The 15,370-nt window shown below is 74.7% G+C and carries 15 protein-coding genes; 5 read left to right on the top strand and 10 right to left on the bottom strand.

The annotated features are described in order from the left end of the window. The first annotated feature begins 29 nt into the window (after positions 1-29). Positions 30-1,100 carry a LacI family DNA-binding transcriptional regulator gene (locus tag Q2K16_RS02615; RefSeq protein WP_302743352.1) on the top strand — a complete coding sequence of 357 codons (1,071 nt, stop codon included), beginning with the start codon at positions 30-32 and terminating at the stop codon, positions 1,098-1,100. Between the two features lie 20 nt (positions 1,101-1,120). On the opposite strand, the gene Q2K16_RS02610 is transcribed toward Q2K16_RS02615, so the two are convergent. The 5 genes from Q2K16_RS02610 to Q2K16_RS02590 form a co-directional block, all read right to left on the bottom strand. Continuing rightward, positions 1,121-2,347 carry a bifunctional glycosyltransferase family 2/GtrA family protein gene (locus tag Q2K16_RS02610; protein ID WP_302743351.1) on the bottom strand — a complete coding sequence of 409 codons (1,227 nt, stop codon included), beginning with the start codon at positions 2,345-2,347 and terminating at the stop codon, positions 1,121-1,123. Beyond that, positions 2,344-4,680: a mannosyltransferase YkcB-related protein gene (locus Q2K16_RS02605; RefSeq protein WP_302743350.1), complete on the bottom strand. Its 2,337-nt coding sequence runs from the start codon at positions 4,678-4,680 to the stop codon at positions 2,344-2,346. The genes Q2K16_RS02610 and Q2K16_RS02605 overlap by 4 nt, the downstream gene beginning before the upstream one ends. 44 nt (positions 4,681-4,724) lie before the next feature. Beyond that, positions 4,725-6,281, bottom strand: a complete 1,557-nt coding sequence (locus tag Q2K16_RS02600) for a sensor histidine kinase (RefSeq protein ID WP_302743349.1) — start codon at positions 6,279-6,281, stop codon at positions 4,725-4,727. Then, the gene (locus tag Q2K16_RS02595; RefSeq protein ID WP_088645272.1) at positions 6,259-7,005 is read right to left on the bottom strand and encodes a response regulator transcription factor; all 747 of its coding nucleotides are present in this window, start codon (positions 7,003-7,005) and stop codon (positions 6,259-6,261) included. Before Q2K16_RS02595 ends, Q2K16_RS02600 begins: the two co-directional genes overlap by 23 nt. A 144-nt stretch (positions 7,006-7,149) precedes the next feature. Beyond that, entirely contained in the window at positions 7,150-7,383 is a 234-nt protein-coding gene (locus tag Q2K16_RS02590; RefSeq protein WP_302743348.1) for a hypothetical protein, read from the bottom strand. Between the two features lie 213 nt (positions 7,384-7,596). On the opposite strand from Q2K16_RS02590, the gene Q2K16_RS02585 reads away from it, so the two are divergent. The 3 genes from Q2K16_RS02585 to Q2K16_RS02575 all read left to right on the top strand — a co-directional run bounded on the left by Q2K16_RS02585 (position 7,597) and on the right by Q2K16_RS02575 (position 10,156). Further along, positions 7,597-8,547, top strand: coding sequence for a serine/threonine-protein kinase (locus Q2K16_RS02585; protein ID WP_302743347.1), 951 nt, complete (start codon positions 7,597-7,599; stop codon positions 8,545-8,547). Between the two features lie 77 nt (positions 8,548-8,624). Beyond that, entirely contained in the window at positions 8,625-9,050 is a 426-nt protein-coding gene (locus Q2K16_RS02580) for an OsmC family protein (RefSeq protein ID WP_302743346.1), read from the top strand. Between the two features lie 275 nt (positions 9,051-9,325). Then, complete coding sequence (locus Q2K16_RS02575) at positions 9,326-10,156, top strand: hypothetical protein (RefSeq protein ID WP_302743345.1); 831 nt, start codon at positions 9,326-9,328, stop codon at positions 10,154-10,156. Between the two features lie 76 nt (positions 10,157-10,232). On the opposite strand, the gene Q2K16_RS02570 is transcribed toward Q2K16_RS02575, so the two are convergent. From Q2K16_RS02570 to Q2K16_RS02550, 5 genes are all read right to left on the bottom strand, one after another. Next, positions 10,233-10,760: an ATPase gene (locus Q2K16_RS02570; protein ID WP_302743344.1), complete on the bottom strand. Its 528-nt coding sequence runs from the start codon at positions 10,758-10,760 to the stop codon at positions 10,233-10,235. A gap of 173 nt (positions 10,761-10,933) precedes the next feature. Next, positions 10,934-11,380 carry a response regulator gene (locus Q2K16_RS02565; RefSeq protein ID WP_088645276.1) on the bottom strand — a complete coding sequence of 149 codons (447 nt, stop codon included), beginning with the start codon at positions 11,378-11,380 and terminating at the stop codon, positions 10,934-10,936. Between the two features lie 128 nt (positions 11,381-11,508). After that, positions 11,509-11,856: an STAS domain-containing protein gene (locus Q2K16_RS02560; RefSeq protein ID WP_302743343.1), complete on the bottom strand. Its 348-nt coding sequence runs from the start codon at positions 11,854-11,856 to the stop codon at positions 11,509-11,511. 85 nt (positions 11,857-11,941) lie between these two features. Continuing rightward, a complete protein-coding gene (locus tag Q2K16_RS02555; protein WP_302743342.1) occupies positions 11,942-12,979 on the bottom strand; it encodes a cobalamin B12-binding domain-containing protein in 1,038 nt (345 codons plus the stop codon). Further along, positions 12,976-14,763, bottom strand: coding sequence for a PP2C family protein-serine/threonine phosphatase (locus Q2K16_RS02550; protein WP_302743341.1), 1,788 nt, complete (start codon positions 14,761-14,763; stop codon positions 12,976-12,978). The genes Q2K16_RS02555 and Q2K16_RS02550 overlap by 4 nt, the downstream gene beginning before the upstream one ends. A 252-nt stretch (positions 14,764-15,015) precedes the next feature. Here Q2K16_RS02550 and Q2K16_RS02545 point away from each other — a divergent pair, with 252 nt between their 5' ends. Next, entirely contained in the window at positions 15,016-15,363 is a 348-nt protein-coding gene (locus Q2K16_RS02545) for an STAS domain-containing protein (RefSeq protein WP_302746345.1), read from the top strand. Positions 15,364-15,370 lie beyond the last annotated feature (7 nt).

The following is a 15,370-nucleotide window of genomic DNA, read 5'->3' as shown; positions in this document are numbered from 1 at the left end:
ACGGATACCGGTCCGGCACGGGAGGCACAGTGAACAAGCGGGTGACCCTGCGCGACGTCGCCAGCCACACCGGTGTGCACGTCTCCACGGTCTCCCGGGTGCTGCGCGGCGACGACGTGCGGGTCGCGCCGGCGACCGCGGCCCGGATCGTGGCCGCCGCCCGGGAACTGGGCTTCCACCGGGACCGCTGGGCGGCCAGCCTGCGCAGCGGCAAGACCGGGGTGATCGGCGTGCTGGTCCCCCGGATCACCGACATCGTGCTGGCCACCGTCTTCGAGGGCATCGACGCCGCCGCTGCCGCCGCCGGTTACCAGGCGGTGGTCAGCAGCAGCTGGGACGACGACGAGGCGCGGGCGCTGCGCATCCAGCGGTTGATCGGGGAACGGGTGGACGGGCTGATCATCGGTGACGCCCGCCGCAACGATCCGATGCTGGCCCGGCTGGCCGCCGACGGGGTTCCGTTCGTGCTGGTCAGCCGGGCCTCCCGGGGTTTCCCGTCGGTGACCGGCCGGGACCGCCTCGGTGGCCGGCTCGCCGCCGAGCACCTGATCGACGTGGGCTGCCGGCGGCTGGCGGTGATCGCCGGTCCCGGGCACGCCAGCACCGCCGCCGACCGGGTCGCAGGCTTCCTCGCCGCGGCGAGGGCCCGGGGTGTGCCGGTCGACCCCCGGTGGGTCGCGCCGTCCACCTTCGACGTCGCCGGTGGGGCCTCGGCGATGGCCGGGCTGCTGGACACCGGTCGTCCCGACGGGGTCTTCGCGGTCAACGACTTCGCCGCGATCGGGGCGATGGGCACCCTGCGCGACCACGGCCTGCGGGTCGGTCGGGAGGTGGCGGTGGTCGGCTACAACGACATCGACGTGGACGCCCAGCTCCTGGTGCCGCTCACCTCGATCCGTACCCCGCTGCGGGACATGGGCTCGCAGGCCCTGCACGCCCTGCTCACCCTGCTCGGCTCGGGCAGCACCACGTCGGCGCGGCTGGACCCGGAACTGGTCGTCCGGGCGACCACCGCCGACTTCTCCCCCGGGACGACGGAGGCGGTGGCGCGTACCGTCGCGCTGCCGGAGGTGTCCCGGGTGGTCACGCCGGTGAACTGACGCCGGACCGGCCACCGGCGTCAGGCCCGGCGGTGGTGCATCGCCAGGCGTAGCAGCAGGAACCGCAGCGCCGTCGCGGCCAGGTTCGCGACCACCAGCACGGCCAGTTCGACCGGCCGGGACGGGGTGCTGACCGCGTGCAGGGCGGCGAGCGCGCCGCTGGTCAACGCCAGGCCGAGGGCGAAGGCGAGCAACCCCTGGAGGTGGTGCCGGGCGGCGGCCCGCCGCCCGGTGATACCGAAGGTGAGCCGGCGGTTCGCCGCCGTGTTGCCCACCGCCGTCACCAGCAGCGCCAGCAGGTTCGCCGGTTGCGCGCCGAGCATCCCCCGGGTCGCCACGAACAGCACCAGGTACGCCACCGTGCTGACCACGCCGACCAGGGCGAACCGGGCCAACTGTGCGGGCAGCCCGGCCGGCACCCGCGCCGGTGCGGCGGCCAGCGGCGCCCGGCCCCACTGTGCGCGCAGCGCGGCCAGTGGCAACGTGCCGGTGACCAGCGCCCGCCCCAACCGGCCGATGCCGCGCAGGTCGGCCAGGGCGGTGGCCACGATGTCGACCCGGCTGTCCGGGTCGTCGACCCAGTCCACCGGCACCTCGTGGATGCGCAGTCCGGCGCGCTGGGCGAGCACCAGCAGTTCGGTGTCGAAGAACCAGCCCGTGTCCTGCACCAGCGGCAGCAGTTCCCGGGCCACGTCGGCGCGGATCGCCTTGAAGCCGCACTGCGCGTCGGAGAACCGGGCGGCGAGGGTGCCCCGCAGCAGCAGGTTGTAGGCCCGGGAGATCACCTCTCGCTTGGCGCCCCGCACCACCCGGGAGGTCCGGGCCAGCCGGGTGCCGATGGCGAGGTCCGAGTGGCCGGAGATGAGCGGGGCGACCAGGGGCAGCAACGCGGCCAGGTCGGTCGACAGGTCCACGTCCATGTACGCCAGCACCGGGGCGTCCGAGGCCGACCAGGCGACCCGCAGCGCCCGACCGCGTCCCTTGGCGCTCAGGTGGCGTACCTGGACGTGCGGGAGTTCGGCGGCGAGCGCCTCGGCCACGGCGAGGGTGCCGTCGACGCTGGCGTTGTCCGCCACGGTGATCCGGAACGGGTACGGGAAGTGCGCGCTGAGGTGCTCGTGCAGCCGGCGTACGCAGGGGCCGAGGTCGGCCTCTTCGTTGTGGACCGGCACCACCACGTCGAGCACGGCGGTGGGGGTGCCGGCCCGGGTCTCGACGGCGGGCCGGGGACTGCCGATCGTGGTCATCCCTGTGCCTCCTGTCCGGCGCTGGTCAGGTCGTAGACGGTGACCCCGTCGACGGTCCGCGCGGTGAAGTTCTCGGCGACCCAGGCGGCGATCTCCTGGGAGGCGGAGCTGCCGCCGTTGGCCCGGAAGCCGCCCCCGCCGACGAAGTAGTGGATCTTCCCGGCGGCCACGTACTCCTGGAACCGGGCCAGGGTGGGCGCCGGGTCGCTGCCGTTGAAGCCGCCGACGGCCATCACCGGCCGGCCGGTGGCGAGCTGGTAGCCGGAGGCGTTGTTGGAGCCGACGGTCGCCGCCATCCAGGTGTAGTCGTCGGCGTCGGCCGTCAGCAGCGACTTCAGCGCCGCGCTCGGCTCCCGGGAGTCGAGCAGGCCGCCCATCCCGCCGGTGCGACCCTGGCCACCCCTGGTACGCCCACCGTCCTGGCCGGTACCGCCGTCCTGACCGGTACCGCCGGGGAAGCCGGGGAACCGGGCCGGGCCGCCGTTGGCGGTACCGCCGGGGAAGCCGGGAGGCTGACCGTTCTGACCGGTGCCGCCGTCCCGGTTGCCACCCGGGAAGCCGCCACCACCCGGGAAGCCGCCACCACCGGGGAACTCCATGCCGTCGCCCATCCGGCCGCCGGGCCCACCACGCCCCGGACCGAAGCCGCCCTGCACGTTCGGGCCGGCGCTCGGGATGGACCCGGTGTGCGGGGTGGCGGCGGTCTGCGCCGCGTACGCCGCCGGGCCGGCCAGCGCGGCCGACGCGCCCAGCGCCAGCACCACCGGCACCAGTCGCCGGGGCAGCCGCCGGTCGAGCAGGATCAGCACCGCCACGGCGAGCCCGGCGACCAGCACGGCCGGCCGTAGCCAGGGCTGGAAGTCCGTGCTGCGGCCCAGCAGCCGCCAGGACCACCACGCGGTGACCGCCAGGGTGACGGCCAGGGTGACGGTGGCGAACCACCCCCGCCACCGGAGGGACCGGCGACCACCGGTCGACGGCGCGGTCGCGGGGTCGACACCGGGGGCCGTCCCGGCTTCGACACCCAGGGCGGCGGTCGGCCCGGCGGGCACCGCGGAACCGGTGACCGGGGTGACGGGTCCAGCGGTGGCCCGGCGTTCCCGCCAGAGCAGGACGGTGCCGATGCCGACCAACGCACCGACCGCCGGTGCCAGGGCCACCGTGTAGTAGGCGTGGAAGATGCCGGACATGAAGCTGAAGATCAGCCCGGTGACCAGCAGCCAGCCGCCCCACAGCAGCAGCCCGGCGCGACGGCGGTCGGTGCGCGCCGCCCGGCCCGCCAGCACCAGGCCGGCGACGAGCAGGATCAGCGCGGCCGGCAGCAGCCAGGAGATCTGGCCGCCGACCTCGGTGTCGAACATCCGCAGCCAGCCGGTCCGCCCGGAGAACGGCCCACCGCCGCCGCCCGTCCGGGCACCACCACCGACGCTGCCCTCCTCCTCACCGGTGATCCGGCCGAGACCGTTGTAGCCGAGGGTCAGCTCCAGGATGCTGTTCTGCTGCGAACCGCCGATGTAGGGCCGGGCGCTGGCCGGGACCAACTCCACGGTGGCCACCCACCAGCCCGCAGCGACGACCAGGCCCAGGCCGGCCAGCAACACCTGACGGATCCGTCGCCAGAAGCCGGTCGGCGCGGCCAGCAGGTAGACCCCGGCGAAGACCGGGACCACCAGGAACGCCTGGAGCATCTTGGTGAGGAAGCCGACGCCGACCAGCACCCCGACCAGCACGATCCACCGGGTGCTGGCCGTCTCCACCGCCCGCACGGTGGCGTACGCACCGCCCACCAGCAGCAGGACCAGCAGCGCGTCCGGGTTGTTGAACCGGAACATCAGGGTGGCGACCGGGGTGAGCGCCAGGACCGTCCCGGCGATCAGGCCCGCGGCCGGGCCGTACCAGCGGCGCACGGTGGCGAACAGGACGCCGACCGAGGCGACGCCGAGCAGCGCCTGCGGCACCAGGATCGCCCAACTGTTCAGCCCGAAGATCCGTACCGACAGGGCCATCAGCCACAGCGCGGCCGGTGTCTTGTCGACGGTGATCGAGTTGGCCGCGTCGGAGGAGCCGTAGAAGAACGCCTTCCAGCTCTCGGAGCCGGCCTGCACCGCCGCCGAGTAGAACGAGTTCGCCCAGCCGGACTCCCCCAGCCCCCACAGGTAGAGCAGGCCGGTGCCGAGCAGCAGCACGGCCAGCGCGGGTCTGACCCAGCGCGGGTCGCGCCGGGCCGGGTCGCCGTCGTCCGGGTGGGACGACGCCGAGCTGGCCGGCGGTGCGGTCGCGGTGTCGTCCGGCGGGCCGGCCGGCGTCGTCAGCAGGCTCTCGGTTCTGTCCATGCGGCCAGCCTCGACCACCCGGTTGGGGCGGCCCCGTGACCGAGCTATGCGTGGGCTGTGGAATCCGGCGGCGCGGGCGTGGCGCGGTCCGGGGGTGTCGGGGAGGTCGGCAGCCGGACGGTGAAGACCGTGCGGCCCGGTCGGCTCTCCAGCGTGACGCCGCCGTGGTGGGCCTCCACCACGGCGGCCACGATGGCCAGGCCGAGGCCGGTGCTGCCGTGCTGCCGGGACCGGGAGCTGTCGCCCCGGGCGAACCGTTCGAAGACCTCGTCGCGCAGTTCCGGGGGCACCCCGGGGCCGTCGTCGGTGACGCTGAGTTCCACCGCGCCGGGCACCGGGGCGATGCGGGTGGTGACGGTGGTGCCGGGCGGGGTGTGCACCCGCGCGTTGGCGAGCAGGTTCGCCACCACCTGGTGCAGCCGGACGGCGTCGCCTGGCACCTCCACCGCCTCGTCGGGCAGGTCGAGCTGCCACCGGTGTTCGCCGCCGGCCACGTGCGCGTCGCTGACCGCGTCGACCACCAGGGCGGTCAGGTCGACAGGTCCGGTGGCCAGCGGCCGGCCGGAGTCCAGGCGGGCCAGCAGCAGCAGGTCGTCGACGAGGCTGGTCATCCGGGTGCTGGCGGATTCGACCCGGCGCAGCGCGTGGGCCACATCCGGGGGCACCCGGTCCCGGCCCCGGCGGGCCACCTCGGCGTAGCCCCGGATCGCGGCCAGCGGGGTGCGCAGCTCGTGCGAGGCGTCGGCGACGAACTGGCGTACCCGGGTCTCGCTGGCCTGGCGGGCGGCGAGCGCGGCGGCGACGTGGCCCAGCATCCGGTTCAACGCCGCGCCCACCTGCCCCACCTCGGTGCGCGGGTCGGTGTCGACGGCGGGCACCCGCACCGACAGCGCCACCTCGCCCCGGTCCAGGGGCAGTTCGGCGACCCGCCCGGCGGTGGCCGCGACCCGGTGCAGCGGGCGCAGCGTGGCCCGGACGATCAGCGCGCCCAGGCTGCCGGCGACGAGCAGGCCGGCGGTGGCGACGCCCGCCTGGGCGACGACCATCCACCAGACGATCTCCTGCACGGGACGCAGCGGGATGGCGAAGACCAGGGTGTCGCCGCCGGGAACCCGGCGGGCCACCGCCCGGTAGTCGCCCCGCTCGCCGAGGTCGACGGTGTGCGGCCCGCTGTCGGCGGGCAACGCGGTCAGCGGGGCGACGTCGGCGGCGGTGAGCGCCTCGGTCGCGCCGGAGGCGCCGCGGATGCGGGCCGACGGCTGCTCGTGCGGGATGATCCGCATCCCGATCGAGCCGATCGGGAACGTCGGCGGCGGGTCGGGTTGCCCCTGCCGGCCGGTGACCTGGTCGAGGGGGCGGGGCTGGCCCATGGTCCGGTCCCAGGGCAGCCGGCTGTCGAAGCGACGGTTGTCCCCGGCGAGCTGGGTGTCGACCTGGTAGATCAGGAAGTGCCGCAGCGCGACAGTGGTCAGCCCGCCGATGCCGACGCTGACCAGCGCCAGCAGCGCCACCACGGTGAGCACCAGCCGGCGGCGCAGCGACCAGCCCGCCAACCGGCGGCGGAGGCGACCGGCCCGGTCACGGCGCGGGCTTGAGGACATAACCGGCGCCACGCAGGGTGTGGATCATCGGCGCGCGTCCCACGTCGATCTTCTTGCGCAGGTACGAGATGTACAGCTCGACCACGTTGGCCTGCCCGCCGAAGTCGTAGTTCCACACCCGGTCCAGGATCTGCGCCTTGCTGAGCACCCGACGCGGGTTGCGCATCAGGTAGCGCAGCAGTTCGAACTCGGTGGCGGTTAGGGTGATCAGGTCGTCGCCCCGGCGTACCTCGTGGCTGTCCTCGTCGAGGGTGAGGTCGCCGACGGTGAGCACGGCCTCCTCCCGGGCGGTCACCGCGAAGCCGGTACGTCGCAGCAGGGCGCGCAGCCGGGCGATGACCTCCTCCAGGCTGAACGGCTTGGTGACGTAGTCGTCGCCGCCGACGGTGAGCCCGGCGATCCGCTCCTCGACCGCGTCGCGGGCGGTCAGGAAGAGCACCGGCACGGTCGGGGTCTGCTCGCGCAGCCGGCGCAGCACCTGGAAGCCGTCCAGGTCGGGGAGCATCACGTCGAGCACCACCGCGTCGGGCTGGAACTGCCGGGCCGCGCTCAGCGCCGCCATCCCGTTGCCCGCGCTGCGCACCTGCCACCCCTCGTAGCGCAGCGCCATCGACAGCAGGTCGGTCAGGGTGGGTTCGTCGTCGACCACCAGCACCCGGACGGGTTCGCCGTCGGGGCGGCGCAACTCGATCCGGTGTGGTGCGGTCTGCCCGTCGGTCACCATGCCCCCATCGTGGGACCGGTTACTGGCGCTGACCTATGCGCATCCTGTGCGCCCGCTGTGGCGCGCGGCCCCGCTCGACCGTACCGGGCCGGGTGGCGTCGGGGGGCGGTTCCGGGAGCGCCGCCCCCGCGGGTCGCCGGGTGGCTACTGGCCCACCCCGGTCGGATAGGTGTGCACGAAGGACATCGTCCAGTGGCCGTCGCCGGCCGGCCGGTCCCGCTGGTAGAGGTGGTCGGGGCCACCCCCGCCGGGGGCCGGTGGGGCGTCCGGGTGACGCAGCACCCAACGGGCGGGCGGCGCCCCCTCCGGGTCGGCCGGCAGGGTACGGACCAGATCGTGGGCCGGCCCGCCGACGAAGCGCACGGTCACCTCGCCCATCGGGGCCTCCCTCCGGTGGCCGACGGTCGCGCGGGCCACTGACGGCAAGCTACCGCACCCGGGGCCGGGCCGGGGTCGCTCGACCGGGTCCACCCGGTGGGACCGGGTCCGGGGCGGGGCGGGCAACGGTTTGCCCAGCGCAGCGGCCGGGTACCGGCTCGACAGCGCCATCGCCACCCCGGCGACGGGGTCGGCATGGACAGGAGCGGGTCGATGAGGACGCTGGCCGGGCGGTACCAGCTCGAACAGCGCATCGGCATGGGTGGGATGTCGGAGGTCTGGCGGGCTCACGACATCGTCCTGGACCGGCCGGTCGCGGTGAAGCTGATGGCCCCCGCCCACCGGGGCGAGCAGACCTCGGTCGAGCGGATCAGGGCCGAGGCCCGGTCCGCCGCCCGGTTGGTGCACCCCAACGTCGCCAGCGTCCACGACTTCGGCACCTCGACGACCCTGCCCGGCCGGGAGATGCCGTACATCGTGATGGAGCTGGTGGAGGGCGAGACCCTCGCCGCGCACCTGCGGGCCGGCCCGCTGGACTGGCGCATCGCGGTCCGGGTCTGCGCCGAGGTGACCGCCGCGCTCGCCGCTGCGCACGCCCACGGGATCGTGCACCGCGACGTCAAACCGGCCAACGTGATGCTCACCCCGTCGGGGGCGAAGGTGCTCGACTTCGGTATCGCCACCCCGGCCGGGGCACCCGACCACAGCCCGGACGGCATGCTGGTGGGGACTCCGGCGTACCTGGCCCCGGAGCAGTTCGACAGGCAGCCGGCCACCCCCGCCGCCGACATGTACGCCGTCGGCGTGCTGCTCTACTACTGCCTCACCGGGAAGCTGCCGTACGCGGCGGGGACCACCGCCACCCAGCTGGTCGGGTCCCGCCGGAAGATCACGCCGGAGCCGTTGCCGCCGGTCGCGGGGCTGCCGTCCGAGGTGGCCGACCTGTGTCGGCGTTGCCTCGCCGACGACCCGCGCGAGCGGCCCAGCAGTCTGGTGGCGGCCCTGGAGCTGGCGGAGGTGGTCGACGCCCGGGTCTACGTGCCGATGCTGGCCTCGGTGCCCCGGCCCCGTACCGCGCCGGTGTCACCGTGGACCGAGCGGGCGGCCGCCGAGGCGACGGAGGCGGTGGCGGTGCACGACTGGTCCCGGACCGGGCCGGTCTGATCCCGGCCGTCGGCGCACCCCGGGCGTTTCACCCGTTCGTGGCCGGGAACCCGGCCGACGGATGAGGGGGGAACGCGATGCCGGATCCGAGTTCCTGGCTGCACGAGGCCAGCGCGACCGCCACGGGCGGGCACGTACGCACCGACGACGGTGAGCTCTCCACCGCGCTGGCGTCGCCGCTCGCGCCGCACTGCACCGGGTTGACCCCGGAGCAGCTGCTCGCCGCCGCCTTCGCCTCCTGCCTGCACCACGCGGCGGTCGAGGCGGCCGGGGAGATCACCGACGAGGCGCACACGGTGCAGGTGACCGCCGAGGCGAAGCTGGGGCGCGACGACGACGGCCGGTACCGGGCCGACGTGCACGCCAGCATCTCCTCGGCCGGGTTGAGCCGGGAGCAGTTGGCCGAACTGGTCACGTATGCCGACCGGCTGTGGCCGTTCTCCAGCGACGACAGCAGCCGGCACCGGCTGACGGTGAGCGCGGCCGAGAACGGCAGGCACTGAGCCGGCGGCCCCCGCCACGTCCGGGTGAGGCGGCCCCGCCGGGACGGCCGGTCGCCACCTCCGTCGTTTGGCCGACTCCCGGCCCGACACCCCGGCGACCGCGATTCCCGCCTGCTTCATCCCGGTCTGAGCCTGATAACCGATAGGAGCGGCATACGCCTTCCACCGCTTTGACATGGTTATGCGGCTAGTATCCGGGCGGATTCCAGCCGATTGTGGCGCAGGCCACCCATACCACCGCCGGTCTGCGGCTGAAACCTCTCTAACCTCGTCGGGTGCACCCCGACGAGACCGCCGCGCAACTGCCGCCCCGGAACCGCCCGGCCACCCCTTCGGCCCGGGTGGGCTCGGACGAACGGAGGATCGGCCGGCACCGCGCGCCGGAGCCGCCCCGACGGGGCGCCCGGGCCGTGCTCGCCTCGACCCCCGCCCGGATCGCCCTCGCCGGGGGTGTGACCTGCTGCCTGGGGCTCGTCGCGCTGGCCGGGACCGACCGGCTCGACAGGCAGCCCCGGCCGGTGCAGGAGGTGCTGGCCGACCGGGCCGCCGAGGAGCAGCGGGCGTCCCGGGCCCGGGAGCGGACCGCGCTGCCGTCGGACGCCCCGACCTCCGCCAGCCCCGGCCCGTCGGCAACCCGCAGCACCGCGCCGAAGCCGACGAAGCCGGCCCGGCCCCGCCCGGTCGCCGGGCTCACCCCGCTCCAGATGGCCAACGCCCAGGTGATCGTCGAGGTCGGCGTCGAGCTGGGGGTGCCGCGCCGGGGCCTGGTGGTCGCCGTCGCCACCGCCATGCAGGAGAGCGACCTGCACAACCTCGCCAGCGACGTGCTGCCCGAGTCGTACGACCACCCGCACCAGGGCAGCGGCTCGGACCACGACTCGGTGGGCCTGTTCCAGCAGCGCCCGAGCAGCGGCTGGGGCACGGTCGCCCAGCTGATGCGCCCCGCCTACGCCGCGCGGGCGTTCTACTCAGCGCTGGCCGAGATCCCCGGTTGGCGGCAGCTCAGCATCACCGCCGCCGCGCAGGCCGTGCAGATCTCCGCCTACCCCGGCGCGTACGCGCGGCACGAGGACCGGGCCACCACCGTGGTCGACGCGCTGACCTGAACCGGCCTCTGCCGCCACCGCGCGTCGGGCGGCGGCGGACACCGGGGCCGGGCCCGGCAGGACGGCCTGATGCCGGTCAGCCGACCCGGGTGCCCGGCTCGGGCTGGTCGACAGCCACCTCGTCGGTGCCGGTGGCGACCCGGGTGGCCGGGACACCACCGGCGGCGGCGGTCGGGGTGTCGACCGGCACCGTCTCGACGCTCAGCCCGGTGAGGAGCTGATCGACCCGGGCCGCCCGGTGCCGCCGTTCGTGCAGCGACGCCTCGAACTCGCGACGGGCCTGCACCGCCTCGGCGTACACCCGCTCGCGCAACTGCCGGGCCTCCTCCCGGGCGGCGTCCAGCTCGGCGCGGGCCCGGGCCAGCAGCTCGTCGGCCGTACGCAGGACCGCCGGCCGGGCCGCGCCCCGGTCGGCGTCGGCCCGCCGCCTGTCGACCATCGCCAGGAGCAGGGTGGTCTCCTGGCGGATCTGGTCCCAGTCCCGCCCCGCGCCGGCGATCACCTCCGCCCGCGCGGCGAGCCGGGTCAACCGGACTCCGAGCTCGTCCAGGCAGGAATCGACCTGTCGCCGGTCGTAGCCGGACTCAACGACGGAGAACCTCATACGTGTCGCCCCCCAGGAAGCTGGTACGTCTGTCCCAGCTCGATCCTCGCGGCAGCGGACGACCACCGGGGCGGTTCGAGAAAAATGTTCAGCAATTGCGGGGCGGCTTGCCGGGCCGGCCGACCGTCGGGGCGGACCCGGCGCGTCGGGACGCACCGGGACGCCCCGGGCGGTCAGGAGCGCTTGGGCAGCACCACGACCCGACCGAAGAACTCGTCGATCCGGCGCACCACGTCGTTGAAGTCGTCCAGGTCGATCGGCTTGGTGACGTAGGCGTTGGCCTGGAGGCTGTAGCTGCCCACGATGTCGGTGTCCGCGTTGGAGGTGGTCAGCACCACGATCGGGATGGTGCGCAGGTCGTCGTCCTGCTTCACCTCGCCGAGCACCTGCCGCCCGTCCATCCGCGGCATGTTCAGGTCGAGCAGGATCACGTCGGGTCGCCGGGCGTCGACGTGCCGGCCCTCCTGCCGCAGGAACTCCATCGCCTCCTGACCGTCACCGACCACGTCGATGACCTTGGCGATGCCGGAGTCCGCCAGGGCTTCCTCGATCATCAGCACGTCACCCGGGTCGTCGTCGACCACCAGGATGCGGACGGGGTTCGTGGCGCCTCGGTCCATGGGTCCAACCTGTCTGTGTCGGCGAGCGGGGGACGACGGTCTCGGTACCCCGTTGGCGGCCTGACCGAACGCGGTCACCCGCCGAGCGGGAACTGCGCGGTCACCCGCTGGCGGGGAAATTTAGCCCATCACCGGGCGGACGGCGACCGCGGGTCGGCGGTGTCGGGCTGATAGCGCAGCACGTCGGCCAGGCCGGTGATCTGAAGGACCCGGTCCACCCGGCCGGTCGCCCCGCACAGCCGCAGCCAGCCACCCTGCTCGGCGGCGAGGTTGTCGCCGCGGACGAAGGCGGCGATGCCGGTGGAGTCACAGAAGGTCAGTTCGGTGAGGTCGAGCAGCAGGTGCCGCTCGCCGCCCGCGGCGAGCCGGTCGATCTCGGTGTTGAGTGCCCCGGCCGAGCTGAGATCCAGCTCGCCGGCGAGCCGCAGACACACGCCGCCACCGTCCCGCCCGGCGTGCGTCACGGTGAAGGTCAACGTCGTCCCTCTCGCTCCCACCGCAGGTAGACCCTTGCAGTGCAGCAAGTATACGCAGCGCTCCCCCCGGGGCCCGCAAGGCGCGTCAGTGCCGTACCCCGTCGGACGCGACAGTCGCCGCCGCGCCGAGCGCCAGGAACCGCCCCGCCCGGGGGAAGTCACGCAGGACGCGCGCGTAGTGACCCAGGGTGGAGGCGACCGACCCGGCCGGCACCCCCCGGCTGGTCAGGATCGCCACCAGCCACGTCACGAAGTCGATGAACAGCTCCGCGTCGTCGACGTAGACGGCGGCGGCCAGGAAGTCCACGATGTACCCCAGGTCGCCCGTCGTCGCGTCCCACTGCGCCGGGGTGTAGCCCCCGACCGACGGCACCCGGGCCCGCAGGTCCGCCACCGCCGAGTCGATCAGCTCGCCGCGCCGCTTCACCAGGCTGGCGTACTCGTCGTCGGCGAGGTGGGACAGGTCCGCCGGGGACACCCGGCGCAGGGCCCGCTCGTCGGCGACCAGATCGGCCGCGCCCGGGGCGTCCGGGGCCCAGGCGACCCCGAGCAGCCGGGCCCACCGGCCGTCCGCGCCGAACCCACGACCACCGACCACCACCGGTACGTCCGAACGCCGGCACGCCTCGATCATCCGGTGCGCCTGCGGCAACCGCATCGGCAGGGCGCAGGCCAACGCGACCGCGTGCGCGTCGTGCCGGTGCAGGTACGACACCAGGTGGGCGGCCGGCACACTCGCGCCCAGGAAGGTCACCTGCCAGCCACGCAGCCGCAGCACCTCGGCGACCAGCCGGGGCGGCAGGGCGTGCCACTCACCGTCCATACAGGCCACCACGATCCGCCCCCGGGTCGGCCGGGGGTCGGCGTACCCGGCGACCGCCGCCACCGCCCGCTCGCTGATGTGCGTCGCGGCGTGCTCCTGCGCCACGCTCCACTCGTTACGGGCCCACCGCTCGCCCACCTCGGTCTGCGCCGGGGCGACGAGATCGAGCAGTACCCGCTCCGCCGGGACGCCGGCGTCGAGCAACCCGGTGACCACCTCGATCGCGCCGTACTCGTCCGCCTCCTCCAGACAGGCGAGGAAGTCGCCGAAGGCCCGGTACGGGTCGGCAGGGACGGTCACGGCCGGGGCGTCCTCTCCTCGGCCGGGTCTGGCACGGCCGGCACGGAGTGCAGGTGCCGCCGGGGACGGCCGCCCGGTCCGGTGGCCCGCAGGGCGAGCACCGCGATGTCGTCGTGGTCGCCGTGCGCCAGCCAGTCGCAGGTGACCTGCTCGACCCGCTCGGCGAGCGCCGGAGCGGGCATCCGGTGGCAGCCGGTGACGGCGTGGACCAGGCGGTCCTGGCCGAACTGTTCGTCGCCGCGCCGACCGCCCCGGGCCTCGGTCACCCCGTCGCTGTAGAGCAGGCAGGTCTCCCCCACGGCCAGCCGGACGGTGACCTCGCCGACGCGGGGGTCGGGCACCACCCCGATCAGCATGCCGCTCAGCGGCACCGTCTCCACCTCGCCGCCGTGGCGCAGCACCAGCGGCGGCAGGTGCCCGCCACCGGCCAGGGTCAGCGACAGGCCGCCGTCGCGGTGCGGGCGCACCACCCCGAGCACCATCGTGGCGAAACGGCCCTGCCCGTGCGCCTGGGTGGTCTCCAGCAGGGCGTCGTTGAGCAGCTTCAGCAACCGGCCGGGCCGCGACTCGACCCGGTAGAGCGCCTGGAGGCACTGGCGGAGCTGGCCGGTGAAGACCGCCGCCTCCACCCCCTTGCCGGAGACGTCACCGAGGAAGAACACCGCGCCGCCGTCGGCCAGCTGGTGCGCGCCGTAGAAGTCGCCACCGATGCGCAGGCTCGCCTGGGAGGGTCGGTACGCCGTGCCCCACTGCACCCCGGCCACGCCTGCCGGTTCCACAGGCACCAGGCTGGCCTGGAGGGTGTCGGCCACCTCGGCCTGGTTGCGGTAGAGGACCGCGGTGGTGAGCGCCGCGCCGGCCCGCGCGGCGAAGGCCCGGACCAGGTCCACGTCGGCGTCGTCGTACCAGCGGGTACGCCGGGCCACCAGCAGCACTCCCGCCGGGGCGTCCCGGCCGGGCAGCGGGACCACCCGGACGGTCACCTCGCGGGCGCTCAGCCCCGGCAGCCAACCGGCCTCGACCGCCTGGTCGACCAGCCAGTCCACCGTGTGCGGCTCCACACCGGACAGCCCTTCGACAATCGCCGGGGGCAGCGCGGCGGCGGGCAGCACGCCGCTGTCCACCGTGGGCGACTCGTCGTCGGCCCGGGCCGCCCGCCACCACCGGGCCCGCCCGGAGCGGGGGGCCGGCACCAGCACCGCCACCTCGGCCAGGGTGGGCACGGTGAGCCGGACCACGGCGGCGGCGGCCCGGTCCGGGTGCAGCGGATTGCCCAGCTTCTCGCCGACCACGGCGAGGAAGGCCGACCGGGCCCGTTCGGCGAGCAGCGCGTCGGCCCGGGAGACGCTCTCGGTGACGTCCTCGACGTACAGACAGCTGCGGGACCCGGACAGCGGCACCCGGCGGATGCGCAGCCGTCGGCCGTGGTGACCGAACCCGTCGGGCTCGGCGGCGGCCGTGGTCAGCACGGTGAGACCGGCGGCGGCCAGGGTGCGGCCGGGCGACACCTCGGGCAGCAGCCGCTCGGCGACCGGACTGACGTGCCGGACCAGCCCGTCGGCGTCGCAGACGACCAGGCCCTCCCGGAAGTGTTCGACGACCTCGGACCAGGCCGGGTCGACGCGGTCCGGGTGGGGCCGGGCGGGGTCGGGGCCGAGCCGGTCGGGGGCCGACGGCGGCAGCCCGGTGGACGGGCCGGCGGACCGCGCCGCAGCCCGACCGGCACTCGGCGTGGAGATCCGTCCGTCGCCCGGGTCGAAGCCCCTGACGTCGGCAGCACTCACCAGCTGAGCCCCACTCCCCTTGTCGTCATCCGGCACATCCCGGATGTAGGCCGTATGTTCCAATCTGTTCCGCTCAGCCTACGCCGGAACGCGGACACCGCCACCGCACGGCGTCCTCCACGCGGATGCGCACCCCTGCGGGCGCACCGGCAGGTTGTTACGATCCGGCCTAGTCCGGCCCGACCGTCGGCCCTCGCGGAAAGGCGTGCTGTGGTGCCCCCTGGAAGGAAGCCAGAGGCTGCCCCGTTGACCATGTCGGTGGACCGCTCCGACCCCGGAGCGCCCGTCCTGTCGGTCGGTGGCGAACTGGCCTACGCCACCTCCCGCCCGTTGCGGGTGGAGGTCGACCGGGTGCTGGTGGAGCACCCTGCGGTGATCGTCTTCGACTTCTCCGGGCTGACCTTCATCGACAGCACCGGCCTGTCGGTCATCGTGCACGCCTGGCGGGAGGGGCAACGGGTCGGGACGCTGGTCCGGCTGCGGGCCGTCCCCCGTTTCCTGACCACCATCCTGGACATGACCGGGGTCACCGGCCTGCTGGCCCGTCAGGTGCCGCAGCAGTCCACCCCCGCGCCGCAGCGCCCGGCCGCGTCCGCCTGAATCCGGT

Source organism: Micromonospora cynarisoli, from assembly GCF_030518815.1.
Taxonomy (GTDB): domain Bacteria; phylum Actinomycetota; class Actinomycetes; order Mycobacteriales; family Micromonosporaceae; genus Micromonospora; species Micromonospora wenchangensis.
This window is presented reverse-complemented; position numbering and strand designations above follow the sequence as displayed.